12 protein-coding genes are annotated in these 14,506 nt (G+C 68.9%); 1 reads left to right on the top strand and 11 read right to left on the bottom strand.

Annotation, left to right across the window (positions count from 1 at the left end):
* Positions 1 to 144 precede the first annotated feature (144 nt).
* The 7 genes from CLV54_RS03050 to CLV54_RS03020 form a co-directional block, all read right to left on the bottom strand.
* Positions 145 to 1,833, bottom strand: coding sequence for a tripartite tricarboxylate transporter permease (locus CLV54_RS03050; protein ID WP_100343455.1), 1,689 nt, complete (start codon positions 1,831 to 1,833; stop codon positions 145 to 147).
* 2 nt (positions 1,834 to 1,835) lie between these two features.
* Positions 1,836 to 2,366, bottom strand: coding sequence for a tripartite tricarboxylate transporter TctB family protein (locus CLV54_RS03045; RefSeq protein ID WP_100343454.1), 531 nt, complete (start codon positions 2,364 to 2,366; stop codon positions 1,836 to 1,838).
* The gene (locus tag CLV54_RS03040; RefSeq protein WP_100343453.1) at positions 2,359 to 3,390 is read right to left on the bottom strand and encodes a Bug family tripartite tricarboxylate transporter substrate binding protein; all 1,032 of its coding nucleotides are present in this window, start codon (positions 3,388 to 3,390) and stop codon (positions 2,359 to 2,361) included. Before CLV54_RS03040 ends, CLV54_RS03045 begins: the two co-directional genes overlap by 8 nt.
* 82 nt (positions 3,391 to 3,472) lie before the next feature.
* On the bottom strand, positions 3,473 to 4,204 hold the full coding sequence (locus CLV54_RS03035; RefSeq protein WP_100343452.1) for a haloacid dehalogenase type II: 732 nt from the start codon (positions 4,202 to 4,204) through the stop codon (positions 3,473 to 3,475).
* Positions 4,205 to 4,251: 47 nt separating this feature from the next.
* Positions 4,252 to 4,683 (bottom strand): VOC family protein, encoded by a 432-nt coding sequence (locus CLV54_RS03030; protein WP_100343451.1) that lies wholly within the window; start codon positions 4,681 to 4,683, stop codon positions 4,252 to 4,254.
* A 31-nt stretch (positions 4,684 to 4,714) separates the two neighbouring features.
* Positions 4,715 to 5,782, bottom strand: a complete 1,068-nt coding sequence (locus tag CLV54_RS03025) for an isocitrate/isopropylmalate dehydrogenase family protein (protein WP_100343450.1) — start codon at positions 5,780 to 5,782, stop codon at positions 4,715 to 4,717.
* 149 nt (positions 5,783 to 5,931) lie between these two features.
* Positions 5,932 to 6,633, bottom strand: coding sequence for a GntR family transcriptional regulator (locus CLV54_RS03020; protein ID WP_245861262.1), 702 nt, complete (start codon positions 6,631 to 6,633; stop codon positions 5,932 to 5,934).
* Positions 6,634 to 6,842: 209 nt separating this feature from the next.
* Between CLV54_RS03020 and CLV54_RS03015 the strand changes: the two genes are divergently transcribed.
* The gene (locus CLV54_RS03015; protein WP_100343448.1) at positions 6,843 to 7,811 is read left to right on the top strand and encodes a sugar phosphate isomerase/epimerase family protein; all 969 of its coding nucleotides are present in this window, start codon (positions 6,843 to 6,845) and stop codon (positions 7,809 to 7,811) included.
* 39 nt (positions 7,812 to 7,850) lie between these two features.
* Here the strand turns inward: CLV54_RS03015 and CLV54_RS03010 are convergent, their stop codons facing one another.
* From CLV54_RS03010 to CLV54_RS02995, 4 genes are all read right to left on the bottom strand, one after another.
* The gene (locus CLV54_RS03010) at positions 7,851 to 8,870 is read right to left on the bottom strand and encodes a ParA family protein (RefSeq protein WP_100343447.1); all 1,020 of its coding nucleotides are present in this window, start codon (positions 8,868 to 8,870) and stop codon (positions 7,851 to 7,853) included.
* A 150-nt stretch (positions 8,871 to 9,020) separates the two neighbouring features.
* Entirely contained in the window at positions 9,021 to 10,532 is a 1,512-nt protein-coding gene (locus CLV54_RS03005; protein ID WP_100343446.1) for an FAD-dependent oxidoreductase, read from the bottom strand.
* A gap of 181 nt (positions 10,533 to 10,713) precedes the next feature.
* Positions 10,714 to 13,212, bottom strand: a complete 2,499-nt coding sequence (locus CLV54_RS03000) for a bifunctional lysylphosphatidylglycerol flippase/synthetase MprF (protein ID WP_100343445.1) — start codon at positions 13,210 to 13,212, stop codon at positions 10,714 to 10,716.
* Positions 13,209 to 14,489: an alpha/beta hydrolase gene (locus CLV54_RS02995; protein ID WP_245861260.1), complete on the bottom strand. Its 1,281-nt coding sequence runs from the start codon at positions 14,487 to 14,489 to the stop codon at positions 13,209 to 13,211. Before CLV54_RS02995 ends, CLV54_RS03000 begins: the two co-directional genes overlap by 4 nt.
* Positions 14,490 to 14,506: the final 17 nt, after the last annotated feature.

The raw sequence follows: 14,506 nt of genomic DNA, 5'->3' as shown, positions 1-14,506 counted from the left end.
ACTCCTAACGCAATCCTTACGGGCCGCCGGGCAGGCGGCCGAGCATGGCGCCGGGCAGCCCCTGCACAGGCCGCCGAAAGCACACGGCCCCGGCCCCCGGTCCTGGAGGAGGATCGGGGGCCGGGGCCGTGGTACGGGAGGCGCCTACTCGTCGCGCCGCTTGTTCCTGTGCAGGAACGGGATGCGGCTGCGCGTCGGCGGCGCGGAGGGTTCGGCCTCCTCGGCGCCGGGCGCGACCGGGGTGCCCGCGCCGGGCTCCTGCCCCGCGGCATCCGCGCCCCCGTCGAGCTCCTTGGTCGCCGTCGCCTCCATCAGAGCCGCCACGTCGTTCTCCTCCACCACGTCCTTCGCACGGCTGAACCGCCGGCTGAGGATCGGCAGCAGGATCACGGCGATCGCGAGCGCGATCACGATCGCGCTGAACGGCCGGTCGACGAAGACGAGGAAGCTGCCCTCGCCGAGCTCGAGCGCCCGCCGGAACTGGGTCTCCATGAGCGGCCCCAGGATGACGCCCAGGATCGCCGGGGCGATCGGGAAGTCGTACCGGCGCATCAGCAGGCCCACGATGCCGATGATGTACACGACGATCAGGTCGACGAAGCTGTTGCTGATGCTGTAGACGCCCAGGGTCGCGAAGACCAGGATGCCCGCGTACAGGAACGGCGTCGGGATCTTCAGGATCTTCACCCAGAGCCGGATGAGCGGCAGGTTGATCACGAAGAGCAGGATGTTGCCGATGTAGAAGCTCGCGATGAGCGGCCACACGATCGTCCCGCTCGACTCGAACAGCCGGGGCCCGGGCTGGATGTTGTAGATCTGGAACGCCGACAGCAGGATCGCCGCGGTCGCCGAGGTCGGGATGCCGAGCGTGAGCAGCGGCACCATGACACCCGAGAACGAGGCGGATGCCGCGGCCTCCGGTCCGGCCATGCCCTCCGGCGCGCCCTTTCCGAACTCGTTCTTGTGCTTCGAGAGCCGCCGCTCCAGGCCGTAGCTGAGGAACGTCGGGATCTCGGCGCCGCCGGTCGGGAGCGCCCCGAACACGAAGCCCAGCCCCGAGCCGCGCAGCCACGGCTTCCAGACCCGCTTGACCTCGCTCCTGTTCGGCCAGAAGCGGCCGTTCAGGGGAACGAGCGTCTGGCCGCCGGCCATCGCCCGCGCACTGCCGTAGAGCGCCTCGCCCACGGCGAAGAGGCCGATGACCACGAGCACCTCGTTGATGCCGTCGCTCAGCTGCGGGATGCCGAAGGTGAACCGCGCGTCGCCGCTGACGAAGTCGATGCCGATGAGACCGGCCCAGAGCCCGATGAAGAGGCTCAGCATGCCGCGGACGATCGACTTGCCCACGAGCGCCGTGACGCTCGCGAACGAGAACAGCATGAGGGCGAAGTAGTCCGTCGCCCGCAGCGAGCTCGCGATGCCGGCGATCACGGGGCTCAGGAACGTCAGCCCGAGGGTCGCGATGGTCCCCGCGATCACGGCGCCGATGATCGAGATCGAGAGGGCGACGCCCGCTCTGCCCGACTTCGCCATGGCATGGCCTTCGATCGCCGTGACGACCGCGGATGACTCCCCCGGCGTGTTCATGAGGATCGAGGTGATCGACCCTCCGTAGAGCGCGCCGAAGTAGATCCCTCCGAAGACGAGGAAGGCGGCCGTGGGCTCGAAGCTGTAGGTCAGCGGCAGCAGCAGCGCGATCGTGAGGGGCGGGCCCACACCGGGCAGCACACCCACGAAGGTGCCGATGAGCACGCCGACCGCCCCGTAGAGCAGGTACTGCGGCTGCAGGATGGTGAGGAAGCCGTTCATCAGGTTGAGGAACGCGTCATCCATGATCAGATCACCCCCAGGAATCCGGCGGGGAGCTTGACGCCCAACAGGAGCGTGAAGCCGAAGTAGATGGCGGCGGCGAGCAGCACGCCGACCGTGATGTTGAGCCACCAGCGCTTCTCGTTGAGCAGTCGCGAGACCACGATGAAGAGCGCGGCGGTGGCGATCGTGTAGCCGACGAGGGCGACGATCGCGGCGTAGCCGAGGAGCACGAGGACGACCCAGACCACGACCCGCATGCGCGTGGAGGACTTCTCCGACGCCATGTGGGCCTCGAGGTAGCCGTCGTCACGGGGCTTGAGCGTCTCGAAGAGGAACAGGATGCTGAACAGGAGGAGCCCGCCGCCCACGATGAGGGGGAAGGTGCCCGAGCTGTCGGGCTGGAACTCCCGCCGCGCCGCGAGCTGGATCGACGTGATGCCGATGCCCACCGAGATCACGAGCAGGAAGATCGCGACGATCACGAGCTCCCGGCGGCTCCCCCGCCGCCGTCTTTCGACGACGGCGGGGGACTCCGCGGATTCGGAATCAGCCATCGATCAAGCCCAGCCCCTTCAGGGCGTCGCCGATCCGCTTCGACTCGGCGTTCATGTAGTCGCCGAACTCCGTGCCGCCCTTGAAGGTGTCGGCCCACGACTTGGCCGTGAGGATCTCCTGCCACTCGTCGGTCTCGCGCATCTGCGAGATGAGGTCGACGACCTGGTCGCGCTGCTCGTCCGTGATGCCGGGCGGGGCGACGATGCCGCGCCAGTTGGCCATCGCGAGGTCTTCGCTGAGGCCAGCCTCGCCGAAGGTCGGGGCGTCGATGCCCTCGATGCGCTCGGGGCTCGAGACGACGAGCGGCACGACGGAGCCGTCCTGCAGCTGGGAGAGGATCTCCGAGATGCCCATGACCGAGACATCCGCGTCTCCGGAGAGCAGTGCCGTGACCTGCTCGCTCGCGTTCTCGTAGGGAACGTAGGTGATCTCGGTCGGGTCGATGTCCTCCGACTGCGCGAGCAGCCCGATGAGCACCTGCTCGAGGCTGCCGGCGACGCTTCCGACGATGTTGACGCCGCTCGGGTCCTTCTTGAGGGCGTCGACGAGGTCGCTGATCGTCTTGTACGGCGAGTCCTTGGGCACCGCGATCGTGAGGTATTCGGAGGCGAGCTCGGCGATCGGCGTCGTGTCGCCTTCGAGCGTGACGTCGATGTCGGAGGTCTTCTCGGCTCCGAGGAGCACGGCGCTCACGGCGAGCAGCTGGTAGGGGTCGCCCTCCTCCTCGCGCACGAACTGGTTGAGGCCGAGCATGCTGCCCGCGCCCGGGTTGTTGAAGACCTGGATGTTGTCTTTCACGAGCCCGGACTGGGTGAGGGCGAGCTGCACCGAGCGGCCCAGCTGGTCGAGACCGCCGCCGGGGCCGGAGGGCACGGTGATGGTGAACGGCTCCGAGGGGAACGCGTCGGCATCGGCGCCAGCGTTCGCCTGGCAGGCGCTCAGAGCGACCACGGATGCCGCGGCCACCCCGATCGCGAGCGTCGCGCGGAGTTTCCGCGATTTCAGGATGGGGACAAGGGACATGGGCTAGCTCCTCCTTTGGATTGGGCCACGTTGTTGTGCTGTGCGATGGGGGTTCGAAGACTGGTTCTCATCCGGCCGGCTCTCAGAGACCCAGCTGGCGGGCGAGGTCGACCATGTCGTTGGCGACGACGTCGAAGGAGTCGTCGATCGTCAGGTCGACGCTCACGGCGGGTCCGTGCTCGAGCGGGCGCATGACGAAGGCGGCGCGGAAGCCGAGGCTCTGAGCCGCGCGCAGGTCGTACTGGTGGGCGGCGACCATCATGATCTCGTGCGGCTGCAGCGAGAGGTAGTCGACGGCCGACTGGTAGGTGCGGGGATCGGGTTTGTAGGCGCGCGCGATCTCCGAGCTCAGGATGACGTCCCACGGCAGTTTCGCGTGGCGGGCGAGGTCGACGAGCAGACGCACGTTGCCGTTGGAGAGGGTCGCGAGGATGTATCGTTTGCGCAGTCGCTCGAGGCCCTGCACCGAGTCGCCCCACGGCTCCAGACGGTGCCAGATGAGGTTGAGCTCGACCTTCTCCTCCTCGGTGAGACCGCGGATGTCGAACTTCTCGAGCAGCATGTCGAGCGCCTCACGGTAGATCGAGTCGACGTTGAGCCACCTCGACTCGTCGGCCATGACCCTGTCCATGGCGGGCCGGTACTCGGCGCGCCAGGCGTCCGCAAAGGCGGGCCAGTCGACCTCGAAGCCGTGCTTCTCGGCGAGGCGGTGGCCCTCGGCGATGATACTGCTCCGGAAGTCGACGACGGTTCCGAAGACGTCGAACGTCAGGGCCTTGACCTCGGAGAGAGGACCTCGTGGTCCAGTGGGCATGTGTTCTTCCATTCTCGCAATGCGGTGTTGTGGGATAGTGGCCTGTGTCATGCGGGGTCGTCCTCGACGAGCTCGAGCCGCACCCGGTCGGGCACCCCGATCGGGAAGGCGCAGCGCCGGCCGCGCCCGCCGACGAACGGGCGGGTCTCGCCGTCGCCGATCGCCACGAGGGTCGCGTCGATGTCGTCGACCGCGAAGCACACGTGGTGGAGGCCTTCGCCGTGCTCGGCGAGGTGGCGGGCGATGGGCCCGTCGGCGATGGGCGAGACCAGTTGCAGGGCCGTGGCGTCGGGTGCGGCATCCGCTGAGGGGGCCAGGAAGACGAGGCGCACGTTCTGGTCGTCGCCGTGGATGAGCTGGTCGTGCACGACGACCATGCCGAACGACCTCGTGTACCAGTCGATGGTCACGTCGGCGTCGCGCACGACGACGCCGACGTGGTCTACGCGGTTCGTGCTGCTCGGTGACTGCGTTGTCATCGGGGTTTCCGTTTCTCCGTCGGGGCGGGCGTCAGTCCAGGGCGGCGATCACGGCCGCGGTGACCTCGGCCGATGACGCGCTGCCGCCGAGGTCGGGGGTGCGCACGGAGCCGTCGGCGAGCACTTTCACGACGGCCTGGTCGATATTGCGCCCGATCTCGACGGCTGCGTCGTCGTCGTGCTGCCGGCCGAGCCAGTCCATCATCATGCCGGCCGAGAGGATCGTGGCGATCGGGTTGGCCGTGCCGCGGCCGGCGATGTCGGGGGCCGAGCCGTGACTGGGCTGGAACATGCCGTGGTCGTCTCCGACGTCTCCGGATGCCGCGAGCCCGAGCCCACCGACGGTGGCGGCCCCGAGGTCGGAGATGATGTCGCCGAAGAGGTTCTCGGTGACGACGACGTCGAAGCGCTGGGGGTTGAGCACCTGGTAGGCGGTCATGGCGTCGACGTAGACGTAGTCGGGGCGCACCTCGGGGTGGCCTGCGGCGACCTCGTCGAAGACCCGGCGGAAGAAGGCGTACGCGGCGATCGCGTTGGACTTGTCGACGCAGGCGACGGTGCGCTTGCCCGCCCGGCGCTCGGCGAGGCGGTACGCCATCTCGGAGACCTTGCGGGTGCCGGTGCGGGTGACGATGAGGGTGTCGCTCGCGACCTCCTCGCGGATGTTGGTGCCGTTGGAGGCGAGGAGGCCTTCGATGTTCTCGCGCACGATGACGTAGTCGATGGGCTCGCCCGAGGCGAGCGGCGTCGCGACCCCGGGGAAGGAGCGGATGGGGCGGATGCCCGCGTAGAGGTCGAGCTCGAAGCGCAGCTTCAGGATGACGTCGCCGTTGACCTCGCGCCCGTCGGGGTGCCGCGCCTCGGGGAGCCCGATCGCGCCCATGAGGATCGCGTGCGCTTCCCGGGAGGCCTCGAGCGTCTCGTCGGGCAGGGCGACTCCGGTGCGCTGCCAGAGCTGCGCGCTCGCCTCGTGCTCGTCGACCTCGAGATCGACGCCGCCGTGCGCCGCGAGCGCCGCACGGGTGACGGCGAGGGCGGACTCGGTGACTTCCGGGCCGATGCCGTCACCGGGAAGGGCGACGATTGTGTATGTGCTCAAGAGTTCTCCTGGGTGAGTCGATCGGACTCGCCCATTCTTGTGTCGCCATCAGATAACTGTCAAGAGTTTATTGTTGACAATTTTCACGACAGGACAAAGAACCCCGGGAAATCAGCGATCCGGGCGGATCGCCCGGATCGGTCGGTGGGTCAGTCGATACGTCGCGACTCGCTCGAGTCCTCCGGCAGATCCGCGAGCAGGTACGTGTACGGGCCCTGGATGTGCTCCTCGATGAGGGCGACCGCCCCCGCGGCATCCCCCGCCGCGAGCACGTCGCGGATGAGCTTGTGCTCGCGATAGCCGACGTCGAGGAAGTCGTGGTGCGCCGAGTTGCGGGTGTGCAGGAAGAACGCGACGTGGCTGCGGATGAACTGCCACGAACGGGAGAGCCGCTGGTGGTCCGCCGCCTCGTAGACGAGGTCGTGGAAGGCGAGGCTGAGCTCGACCGCCTGGTCGGGGGTGTAGTCGTCGGGCACGTGCTTCATGAGCTCGAGCACGGCATCCATCTGCGCGAGCTGCTCGGAGGTCATGTGGGTGGCCGCGCGCTCGACGGCGAGCCGCTCGAGCGCGAGCCGCAGGCTGTACACCTCGTGCACGTCGCGCCGGGTGAGATGGCTGACGAAGGCGCCGCGGTGCCGGCGCAGCTCGACGTGCCCCTCGTTGGCGAGCTGGGCGAGCGCCTCGCGCACGGGGCCGCGGCTGACGCCGAGGGTGAGTGCGATCTCGGCCTCTTTGAGGTGCTCACCGGCCGACAGGGTGCCGTTGGTGATCATCTCCCGCAGGATGTCGACGACGTTCTGCGAGAGGGCGGGCTGCATGACCAGGGGTCGGCTGACCTCGGAAATCCCCATTCATCAGTCCTTTGCAAATTGTTGACAATAAACTCTTGACAGTTGGCTATCCGCCGATCACACTATGGTACCGGACAACCCCTCCCGGGGGCCCGGTATCCGCACCACTCGTGCGGCGGCGAGTCGCGGCATCCGCGGCTGCTCGTCGGCACCCTCGCCCGGGCCGGGAACGACCGCTCCGCACGAGAGCGAGACAAGGACGTACAGCGATGGCGCTCTCAGCGACGACGTGGCCGATCTGCGCGGCCCTCCTGCAGTATCCGGCCGTCTCGCGCATCGACGGGGTGCGGGCGCAGGACGCCCCCGCCGAGACCTGGCTGCGCGTCTTCGAGGAGGTCGCCGCGGCGGGCTTCGACGACGTCGAGCTCGCCGACAGCTGGGTGAGCATCGCCGACCTCTCCCCCTCGCGCCTCGAGGAGTTCGGGGCGGCCGCGCGCGCGGCCGGCCTCGGCACCCCCACGGCCAACATCGTGCGCCGCAGCGTCATCGACGCCGAGCACGGCACGCAGAACCTCGACCACGCCCACCGGATGCTCGAGGCCGCCGCCGCGCTCGGCGCTCGCACCGTGTGCGCGAGCCTGCACCAGCCGCTCACCGCCGAGCAGCGCGAACGCCTGTGGTTCTGGACGGGTCAGGGCCACGTCGACCCGGATGACGCGGGCACCCGGCAGCTCGCCGTCGCGCGCTTCCGCGAGCTGGGGCAGCACGCCGCCGAGCTCGGCCTCCAGCTCTCGCTCGAGCTCTACGAGGACACCTACCTCGGCAGCTCGGAGTCCGCCGTGCGGCTCGTGACCGACATCGGGCTGCCCAATGTGGGGCTCAACCCCGACATCGGCAACCTCATCCGCCTGCACCGCCCCATCGAGGACTGGTGGGACATCGCGAGCACGACCCTGCCCTACGCCAACTACTGGCACGTCAAGAACTACTCGCGCGACGAGCAGCGCGAGGCCGGAACCGTGACCGCCGTGCCGGCCTACCTCGAGGCCGGCCTCGTCAACTACCGCGAGGCCGTGGCCCTCGCCGTCTCCGTGGGCTTCCAGGGCGTCATCTGCTGCGAGCACTACGGCGGCGACGGCCTCAGCGTGAGCGCCGCCAACCAGGCCTACCTGCGCAGGATCCTCCCCCAGCGCGGCGACTACACGCCCGGCCGGAGCCTCGTCGCCCAGCTCGCCTGAGCGGCAGGAACAAAAGGTCAGTGCGACACTACTGACCTATCACAGCATGTCAACGAGGTTCTGCACCGCTTCCACAGAGTTTGCGAGATACTCCCCGTCAACTCGCACTCTCTTCCCCATCACATCGAATCGGCCAGGACGCTGGGCGAACAGCGGGTAGCCGCGCGCAAACGCAACAACCCCGGTAGTTTGAAAATCTCGAATATCGACAACGCCGTCCTCGGTTTTCTCAAATGAGAACATCTCCGGATTGTTCTTAAGCAAGGCTGTCACATCGTTGTCAATCGAACGAAGGACCGCGGCGTAGGCCGATGCCGCCCCCATGTACTGCGTAAGGCGATTCTTCGCAATTATGTGAACCTTAGGCAGCTCGCGATCAACCTCCGCGAGTCGCGTTGCGAAGGCATACCGCGAATAGATCTCCGAAGGCAACTTCAGCCCGTACACCAATGAGAAAGCATTCTGAATGGCGCGACGAGATGAATCATCCGCCATCACCGGCAAGACAAGACGGTCCGCCGATGAAAGAGCGATCTGAGTGTAAATAGAGAACGAGGGATTCGAATCAATGAATATCGTGTCATATTCATCCCCGACCGTTGCAATCAGATCCCGAAGCCAATCGATCACAGCAAGCCAGGCGTTCGTCCCCGGAAGTTGAGTGCTCGACAAAGTCGAGATGGCGTTCGACTGGAGCTCAAGCAAAGGATCTCCAGCGATCAAGTCCACATTTTCAGGGATCGCGGGGTTGTAATCGACCGGGTGAGAGATGTAGTCATGGGCGTCAAAAGCCGGAATGGTGAACGGGGATGGGAGACGCTTCTCGAAGTATCCACCAATCGTACGGCGGGGAATTTCACCCTGACGCATCAATAAAGTTTCTGAGCCGTTATTCGTCAGCCCACCGAATAGAAGTTCAGAGAGATTCGCCTGAGGACAAACATCCACCGCAAGAATGCGCTCATCGGGATGCTGATGAGCGTAAAAAGTGAGGCTTTGGAAAATCAGACTCGTTTTTCCCGTGCCACCTTTGTTATTCCAGAACGCATAGATCACCATGTGAACTCCTTTACCAGAATGGCCCACCTGACCAGAATGAGATTCAAAAATACCATAGATGCGTCCAAAATGGACGTACGGATGGACAACTTGCTCAGTGAGGGCTAACCGCGAGAGACATCAAGGCTGAAGCGGCTTCCTATAGTTTGCTCAGCGCAGCCGGGTGAGGCCGCGCGTCGCCGGGCCCTCGAGCAGCTCGCCGTCGGCCGCGAACCGCGAGCCGTGCAGCGGGCAGTCCCACGACGACTCGGCATCGTTCCAGGCGACGATCCCGCCGAGGTGCGGGCAGACCGCGTCGACGGCGCAGGAGCGGCCCCCGATCGTCGAGACCGCCGTGGGGCGCCCGGCATGCGTGACGACCCGCGCCTCGCCCTCCGGCGGGCGCTCCGGCGACCCGCCCGCCGTGATCGCCCGCCACCAGCCGCGAGCCGCCCACATCCCCACGGCCGCGTTGGCGCCGATGCCGCGGCCGAGATCCGAGGGCAGGGTGAGGCGTGTTCCGATCGTGCGCACCCAGGCGCGCGGCGGGTCGCCGAGGATCTCCGCCGAGATGCGCAGCGCGGCGGCGACACCGTTCGTCAGCCCCCACTTGGCGAAACCCGTCGCCAGGTAGACGTGGCCCCGACCGCGCGGCAGCTTTCCCGCGAAGGGCACGAGGTTGGCCGACTCGTAGTCCTGCGCCGACCAGACGAAGGCGGGCGCACCGACCGCGAGGTGCGAGCGGGCCCAGGAGTCGAGCTCGGCGATGCGCTCCGAGGTCGGCTGCGAGCGCCCGACCTCGTGCCCGTTGCCGCCGACGAGGACGAACTCCTCGCCCTCGGCCTCGAGCTGCCGCAGCGAGACCGTCATCGCGTCGGTCGAGAGCCCCATGTCGTCGAAGAGCCGCGACTCGACGGGATAGGCGAGGGCGTACGAGCGGTGCGCCGTGAGCTTGGCGAAGTAGAGTCCGCGATCCAGGATCGGCGTGCCCGTCGCCAGCACGACGTCGCCCGCATGCAGCTCGCCCTCCGAGGTACGCACGACGCAGGCGGAGCCCGCGGAGGTCGCGGAGCCCCCGTGCCCCGCGTGCACCCCCGTGACCCGAACGCCCTCGTGCAGCACACCGCCCTCCGCGACGAAGCGCGCGGCGAGGGCGTCGGCCACCTCGGCGGGATCGATCTGGGCCTGGCCGGCGAGACGGACGGCGGCCCGGGTGGGGAACGGCAGCCCCGCGTCATCCTGCCTCGTCACCGGCAGCCCGGCCTGGAACGCGGCCTCGAACTCGGCATCGACCGCGCTCACGCCCTCGGCCGTCTCGGCGTAGGTCACGGCATCCCTGAACTGGATCGGCACGCTGTCGAGCTCGCAGAACGCGGTCAGCCACTCGAGACCGTCGCGGTTCGCGTCGACGTAGGCGGAGACGAGACCCCGCGGATGATCGCGGGCGATCGTCGAGAGACGGGTGCCCTGCAAGAGGCTCAGCTTGCCGGTCGAGTTGCCGGTCGTCGCCGCCGCGACCGCGCGCGCCTCGAGCACGGCGACCTTCCGCCCGCGCTCCGCGAGCATGAGAGCCGTCGACAGGCCCGTGATCCCCGCGCCGACGACCACATCGTCATAGCTCTGCCCCTCGGCGAACGGAGTCGCCCGGGTCGGTCGCTCGTGCCGGAGCCAGATCGACTGCATGGCGTCACACTCCTTCCGGTCTCGTCACCCGCCTCTGTGCGGCGCCATCGCCTGCATCCAGGTGCTGTGTCGCATCTCTCGCGGATGCCGGACCCTCCGATCATCGCCCCCGCACCTCCTGCTCGCAAGGCGGTTGACACCGCTCCGTCGTCTCGTCGCTCGCGCGAGGGGACGACGACGGTCACCCGCGCGAGGGCGCTGAGCGCACCACGGCCGTGACCGATCGCAGGGAGACCGAGGGCAGGTAGGCGCGGGCGAGGGCGAGGCCGATCGCCGGGAGCGCGAGCGGGTCGGGGTACGCCATGTACAGGGGCTGGAGCTCCGGCTGGAACTTCCTCTTGAAATCGAAGAGGGAACGGCAGCCGTAGACCGGCTCGAGGCTGCGCCCGAGGAAGTCGAGGAGGTCCGCCACGACGCCCTGCCCCTCGTTGCCGTCCGGACGCTGGGCGAGAGGCGCGGCCGAGAGGCTGAGGAACTCGATCGCCGGATCCTCACGCAGCATCTCCGCCGTGCGGGCGATGAGGAACTCCGTGACGCCCTTGATGCTGTCGGGGCTGCGCCGCATGAAGTCGAGCGTCCAGCCGACGACGATCCCGTCGCGGTAGCTCGGCAACCAGCTCGTCACGGCGTGCACGATGTCGTCGCCGTCGATCGCGACCATAAGCCGCACCTCGGGATCGCGCAGCTCGTCGAGGCCGCCGAGTGTGAACCCGAGCTCGGGGAGCCCGCGCTCCTGCACCCAGCGCTCCGAGATCGCCGAGATCTGCGACGCCTGCCGCACGGTGAGGGAGTGGTACGCCAGCCATTCGGCGCGCACACCCGCGCGCTCCGCGCGATTGATCGAGCTGCGGATGTCCTGCCACTTCTTGCCCGTCGTGCTCCACGAACGCGGGCGCAGCACCGTCTCCTCCCCCACTCCCGTCAGCTGCCAGCCCATCCGCTCGAAGACGGGGCGCCAGCTCTCGTGCACGCTGTAGAAGACGGGGGTCCAGCCGCGGTCGTCGCACATCACCGAGAACTCGGCGACCGCGCGCTCGGCGTCCCCTCCCTCGGCTTCGCGCGGGCCCACCGGCTCCGAGACCGTGAGCGCCACCCGGTTGACGACCCGGTAGGCGATCGCGACGCGCCCTGTGGAGTCGAACCACAGGGTGTTGCCGATCCAGGTCGTCATAAACGCGAGCGAGCCGCCACCCCCGCCGTGCAGGAGCCCGCGCAGCCGGCCCGGCTGCCCGTCGACGTGGGCGCCGGCCGATCCCGAGCGGATGACGAGCACCGCCGCCACCACGACGACGAGCCAGAACAACGGCCCCACCCAGTGGTACAGCAGTGCCGTCATCCAGTCGCCCGGCAGGAACTCCACCCGCTCGAGCCGGAGGAACGCCACGGGGATGAACCGCTCGGGGGCGTCCGCGAGCAGGTCGGCGAGATGCACGGGAGGGCGGAAGCGGTCGCGCAGCAGCCAGCCGAGGCTCACGTACAGCCCCGCGAGCAGAACGAACGCCGCGATCACCACGAGCACAAAACGCCGACGGCGCCCCGGCGCGCTGCGCACCGGGAACCTCCGCACCTGCAGCGCGACGACGACCGCGACGATGAGCGGCACAGCCGCGGAGACCACGAGCACGACCGCGACCTCTCGGTAACGGGCGGATGCCGGATGCCAGAGATACGGCTGACCGGTCGCCGGCAGCAACCCGAAGTACCAGGCCGCGAGCGCTGCGAGCGCCACATTGACGACGATCGTGAGCTCTGCTGCGAACCGGCTGCCGCGGGCGAGGCCGATCGCGGCGACCACGAGGATCGCGAGCGGGAGAACGCTCACGAGCACGGGGCCGATGCCGCCACCCCGCTCGATCGTGAGCTCGTGCACGCACTGCGGCGTCACGTCGCCCACGAGGCACCGGTCGAGCAGGTTGCGGGCCGTGGGCATGTCTTGGTCGATGAGCAGGCCGAGGGGCGAGAGCAGGCCGAAACGGGCGCCGGAGAGGAGGGTGACGGCAGGGCCGACGGCGAGCACCCCGACGACGGCCGCGAGGAGCGTGCGGGTCTCGTGGTGGGAGCTGCGACGCCAGCCGCGCTCGAGCGGCCCGCGCCGCAGGAGCGCGCCGAGCGCGAGACCGACGAGCGCCGCGAGGAGGCGGTAGAGGTCGTCGGGCTGCCCCGAGTAGAGCAGGAAGACGAGCACGACCGCGACGGTGACGACACGGATGCGGCGACGCCAGAGCGGCCCGGCGAACCAGCTCGCGCACATCACGGCCCCGGCGATCGCCGTGAACGGGTCCACGGCGCCGAGCCTCTCCACTCCCCGCGACCAGAACTCCCCGCGGGCGACGCCGAGCGACTGCAGCAGGACTCCGAGCCCCGTTCCGACGACCGTGGGCACGATGACCGCCACCACCGTGCGCGCCGTGCCCATGAGCCGTTCGGCCGAGCCCAGCACCACGAGCACGGCGAGCACCGCGACGATCAGCTGCGCGCCGTTGTCGACGAAGAGCACCGCGCTGAGCGGCGACCACCAGTGCCCCTGTTCGACCACGGCCTCGTAGCCCACGCCGACGACGGAGCGCAGGCCGTGCCCGGGGCCGTGCACGATCCCGGTCGCGGCCGCCATCAGGATCAGGACCCCGGCGTAGGCGAGCGAGAACGGTGCGCCCACGAGAACGCGGGCCGGGCCCCTCATCCCCCGCCCCCGCTCGTGGGCCCGAGCGTGAGCCGCTCCATGAGCGTGGGCAGCGTGCTCCGCCAGGCGTACTGCACCGTGTACCAGTCGTGGGCCGTGCCCGGGGAGACGAGGAGGCTGCTGGTCGCACCCGCCGCGGCCGCCGCGGCATCCAGGGTCGTCGCCCAATCGAGGTACTGCGCGTCGTCGGCGCCCACCGCGAAGATCGTCGTGAAGTCGGAGTACGGCGCGTTGCGGGCGAGGATCGCCGTCGGCGCCGCGGCCGCGTAGGCTGCGGCATCCCCTCCGAAGCCCTGCTCGATCGTGGTCGCGTCGTTGCCGAGGGTCGGCCGAATCTCGCTCGACACCGCGAAGACGGTGCCGTAGAGCTCCGGATGCGCCGCCCCCAGCTGGATCGCGCACGTCGCGCCTTGCGAGAAGCCCGCGATCGCCCAGCCGCCCGGCGCCGGATCGACGTGCAGGGTCGACCGGATCCACGTGGGCACGTCGATCGTGAGGTAGCTCGCCGCATCGCCGAGAGGCGAGTCGACGCACATCGGGTTCTTGTCGGGGGCGCCCAGCTGGTCGGGAACGACCACGATGGGCGCGACGCCGTCGTTGGCGGCGGCGTAGGAGTCGAGGATGCCGGCGAGATGACCGGCGCCGAACACGTCTTCCGGGCTGCCCGGCTGGCCCGACATCATCTGTACGACCGGCAGGCTCGGAGGGTTCGTCGTGAGCGCGGCCGGCGGCAGGTAGACGAGGGCATCGCGGGCGGGGAAGCCGGAGGTCGTCGCGGGGATGACGACCCGGCCGACCTCGCCGCGCGCGGGGACCGCGGCCAGATCCGGCGTGGGGTCGAGCTCGGGGTAACGCGAGATCCCCAGCGCGGCGCGCAGCGTGGGGAACTGACCGTAGACCGCGTTGACGCCGGCCGCTCCCGTGAGCAGCAGGAGCGGGATGGCGACGATGCCGACGACCCGTCGCCCCCAGCCGCCGCGCACGAGCGCCGTCACGGCGATGCCGATCCCCGCGAGGGCGCCGATCACCCACAGCCGGGTCGGCACGGAGAGGACGACGCCGAAGACGTTCGCCACATCCCCCACGAGCCAGAGGAGCACCCAGCCGACCACCGCGCCGGTGACCGCCGCGCCGCCCGACCACAGCAGCCGGCGCATCGCGGAGCCGCCATGCCTGCGCCAGGGCACGAGGAGCACGGCGAGCACGAGGACGCAGACGCCCCCGAGCCCCAGAAGGGCGCGGGGGCCGACGATGCCGGCGTCCAGGATCTCGTTCACGGAGCCTGTCTACTCCT

The sequence above is a fragment of the Compostimonas suwonensis genome, from assembly GCF_002797855.1.
In the GTDB taxonomy this organism is placed as follows: domain Bacteria; phylum Actinomycetota; class Actinomycetes; order Actinomycetales; family Microbacteriaceae; genus Compostimonas; species Compostimonas suwonensis.
This window is presented reverse-complemented; position numbering and strand designations above follow the sequence as displayed.

Excerpts from the sequence above, each read along its gene's own strand:
- CLV54_RS03050 (WP_100343455.1), bottom strand. The coding sequence starts at position 1,833 with ATGGATGACGCGTTCCTCAACCTGATGAACGGCTTCCTCACCATCCTG.
- CLV54_RS03045 (WP_100343454.1), bottom strand. The coding sequence starts at position 2,366 with ATGGCTGATTCCGAATCCGCGGAGTCCCCCGCCGTCGTCGAAAGACGG.
- CLV54_RS03040 (WP_100343453.1), bottom strand. The coding sequence starts at position 3,390 with ATGTCCCTTGTCCCCATCCTGAAATCGCGGAAACTCCGCGCGACGCTC.
- CLV54_RS03035 (WP_100343452.1), bottom strand. The coding sequence starts at position 4,204 with ATGCCCACTGGACCACGAGGTCCTCTCTCCGAGGTCAAGGCCCTGACG.
- CLV54_RS03030 (WP_100343451.1), bottom strand. The coding sequence starts at position 4,683 with ATGACAACGCAGTCACCGAGCAGCACGAACCGCGTAGACCACGTCGGC.
- CLV54_RS03020 (WP_245861262.1), bottom strand. The coding sequence starts at position 6,633 with ATGGGGATTTCCGAGGTCAGCCGACCCCTGGTCATGCAGCCCGCCCTC.
- CLV54_RS03015 (WP_100343448.1), top strand. The coding sequence starts at position 6,843 with ATGGCGCTCTCAGCGACGACGTGGCCGATCTGCGCGGCCCTCCTGCAG.
- CLV54_RS03010 (WP_100343447.1), bottom strand. The coding sequence starts at position 8,870 with ATGGTGATCTATGCGTTCTGGAATAACAAAGGTGGCACGGGAAAAACG.
- CLV54_RS03005 (WP_100343446.1), bottom strand. The coding sequence starts at position 10,532 with ATGCAGTCGATCTGGCTCCGGCACGAGCGACCGACCCGGGCGACTCCG.
- CLV54_RS03000 (WP_100343445.1), bottom strand. The coding sequence starts at position 13,212 with ATGAGGGGCCCGGCCCGCGTTCTCGTGGGCGCACCGTTCTCGCTCGCC.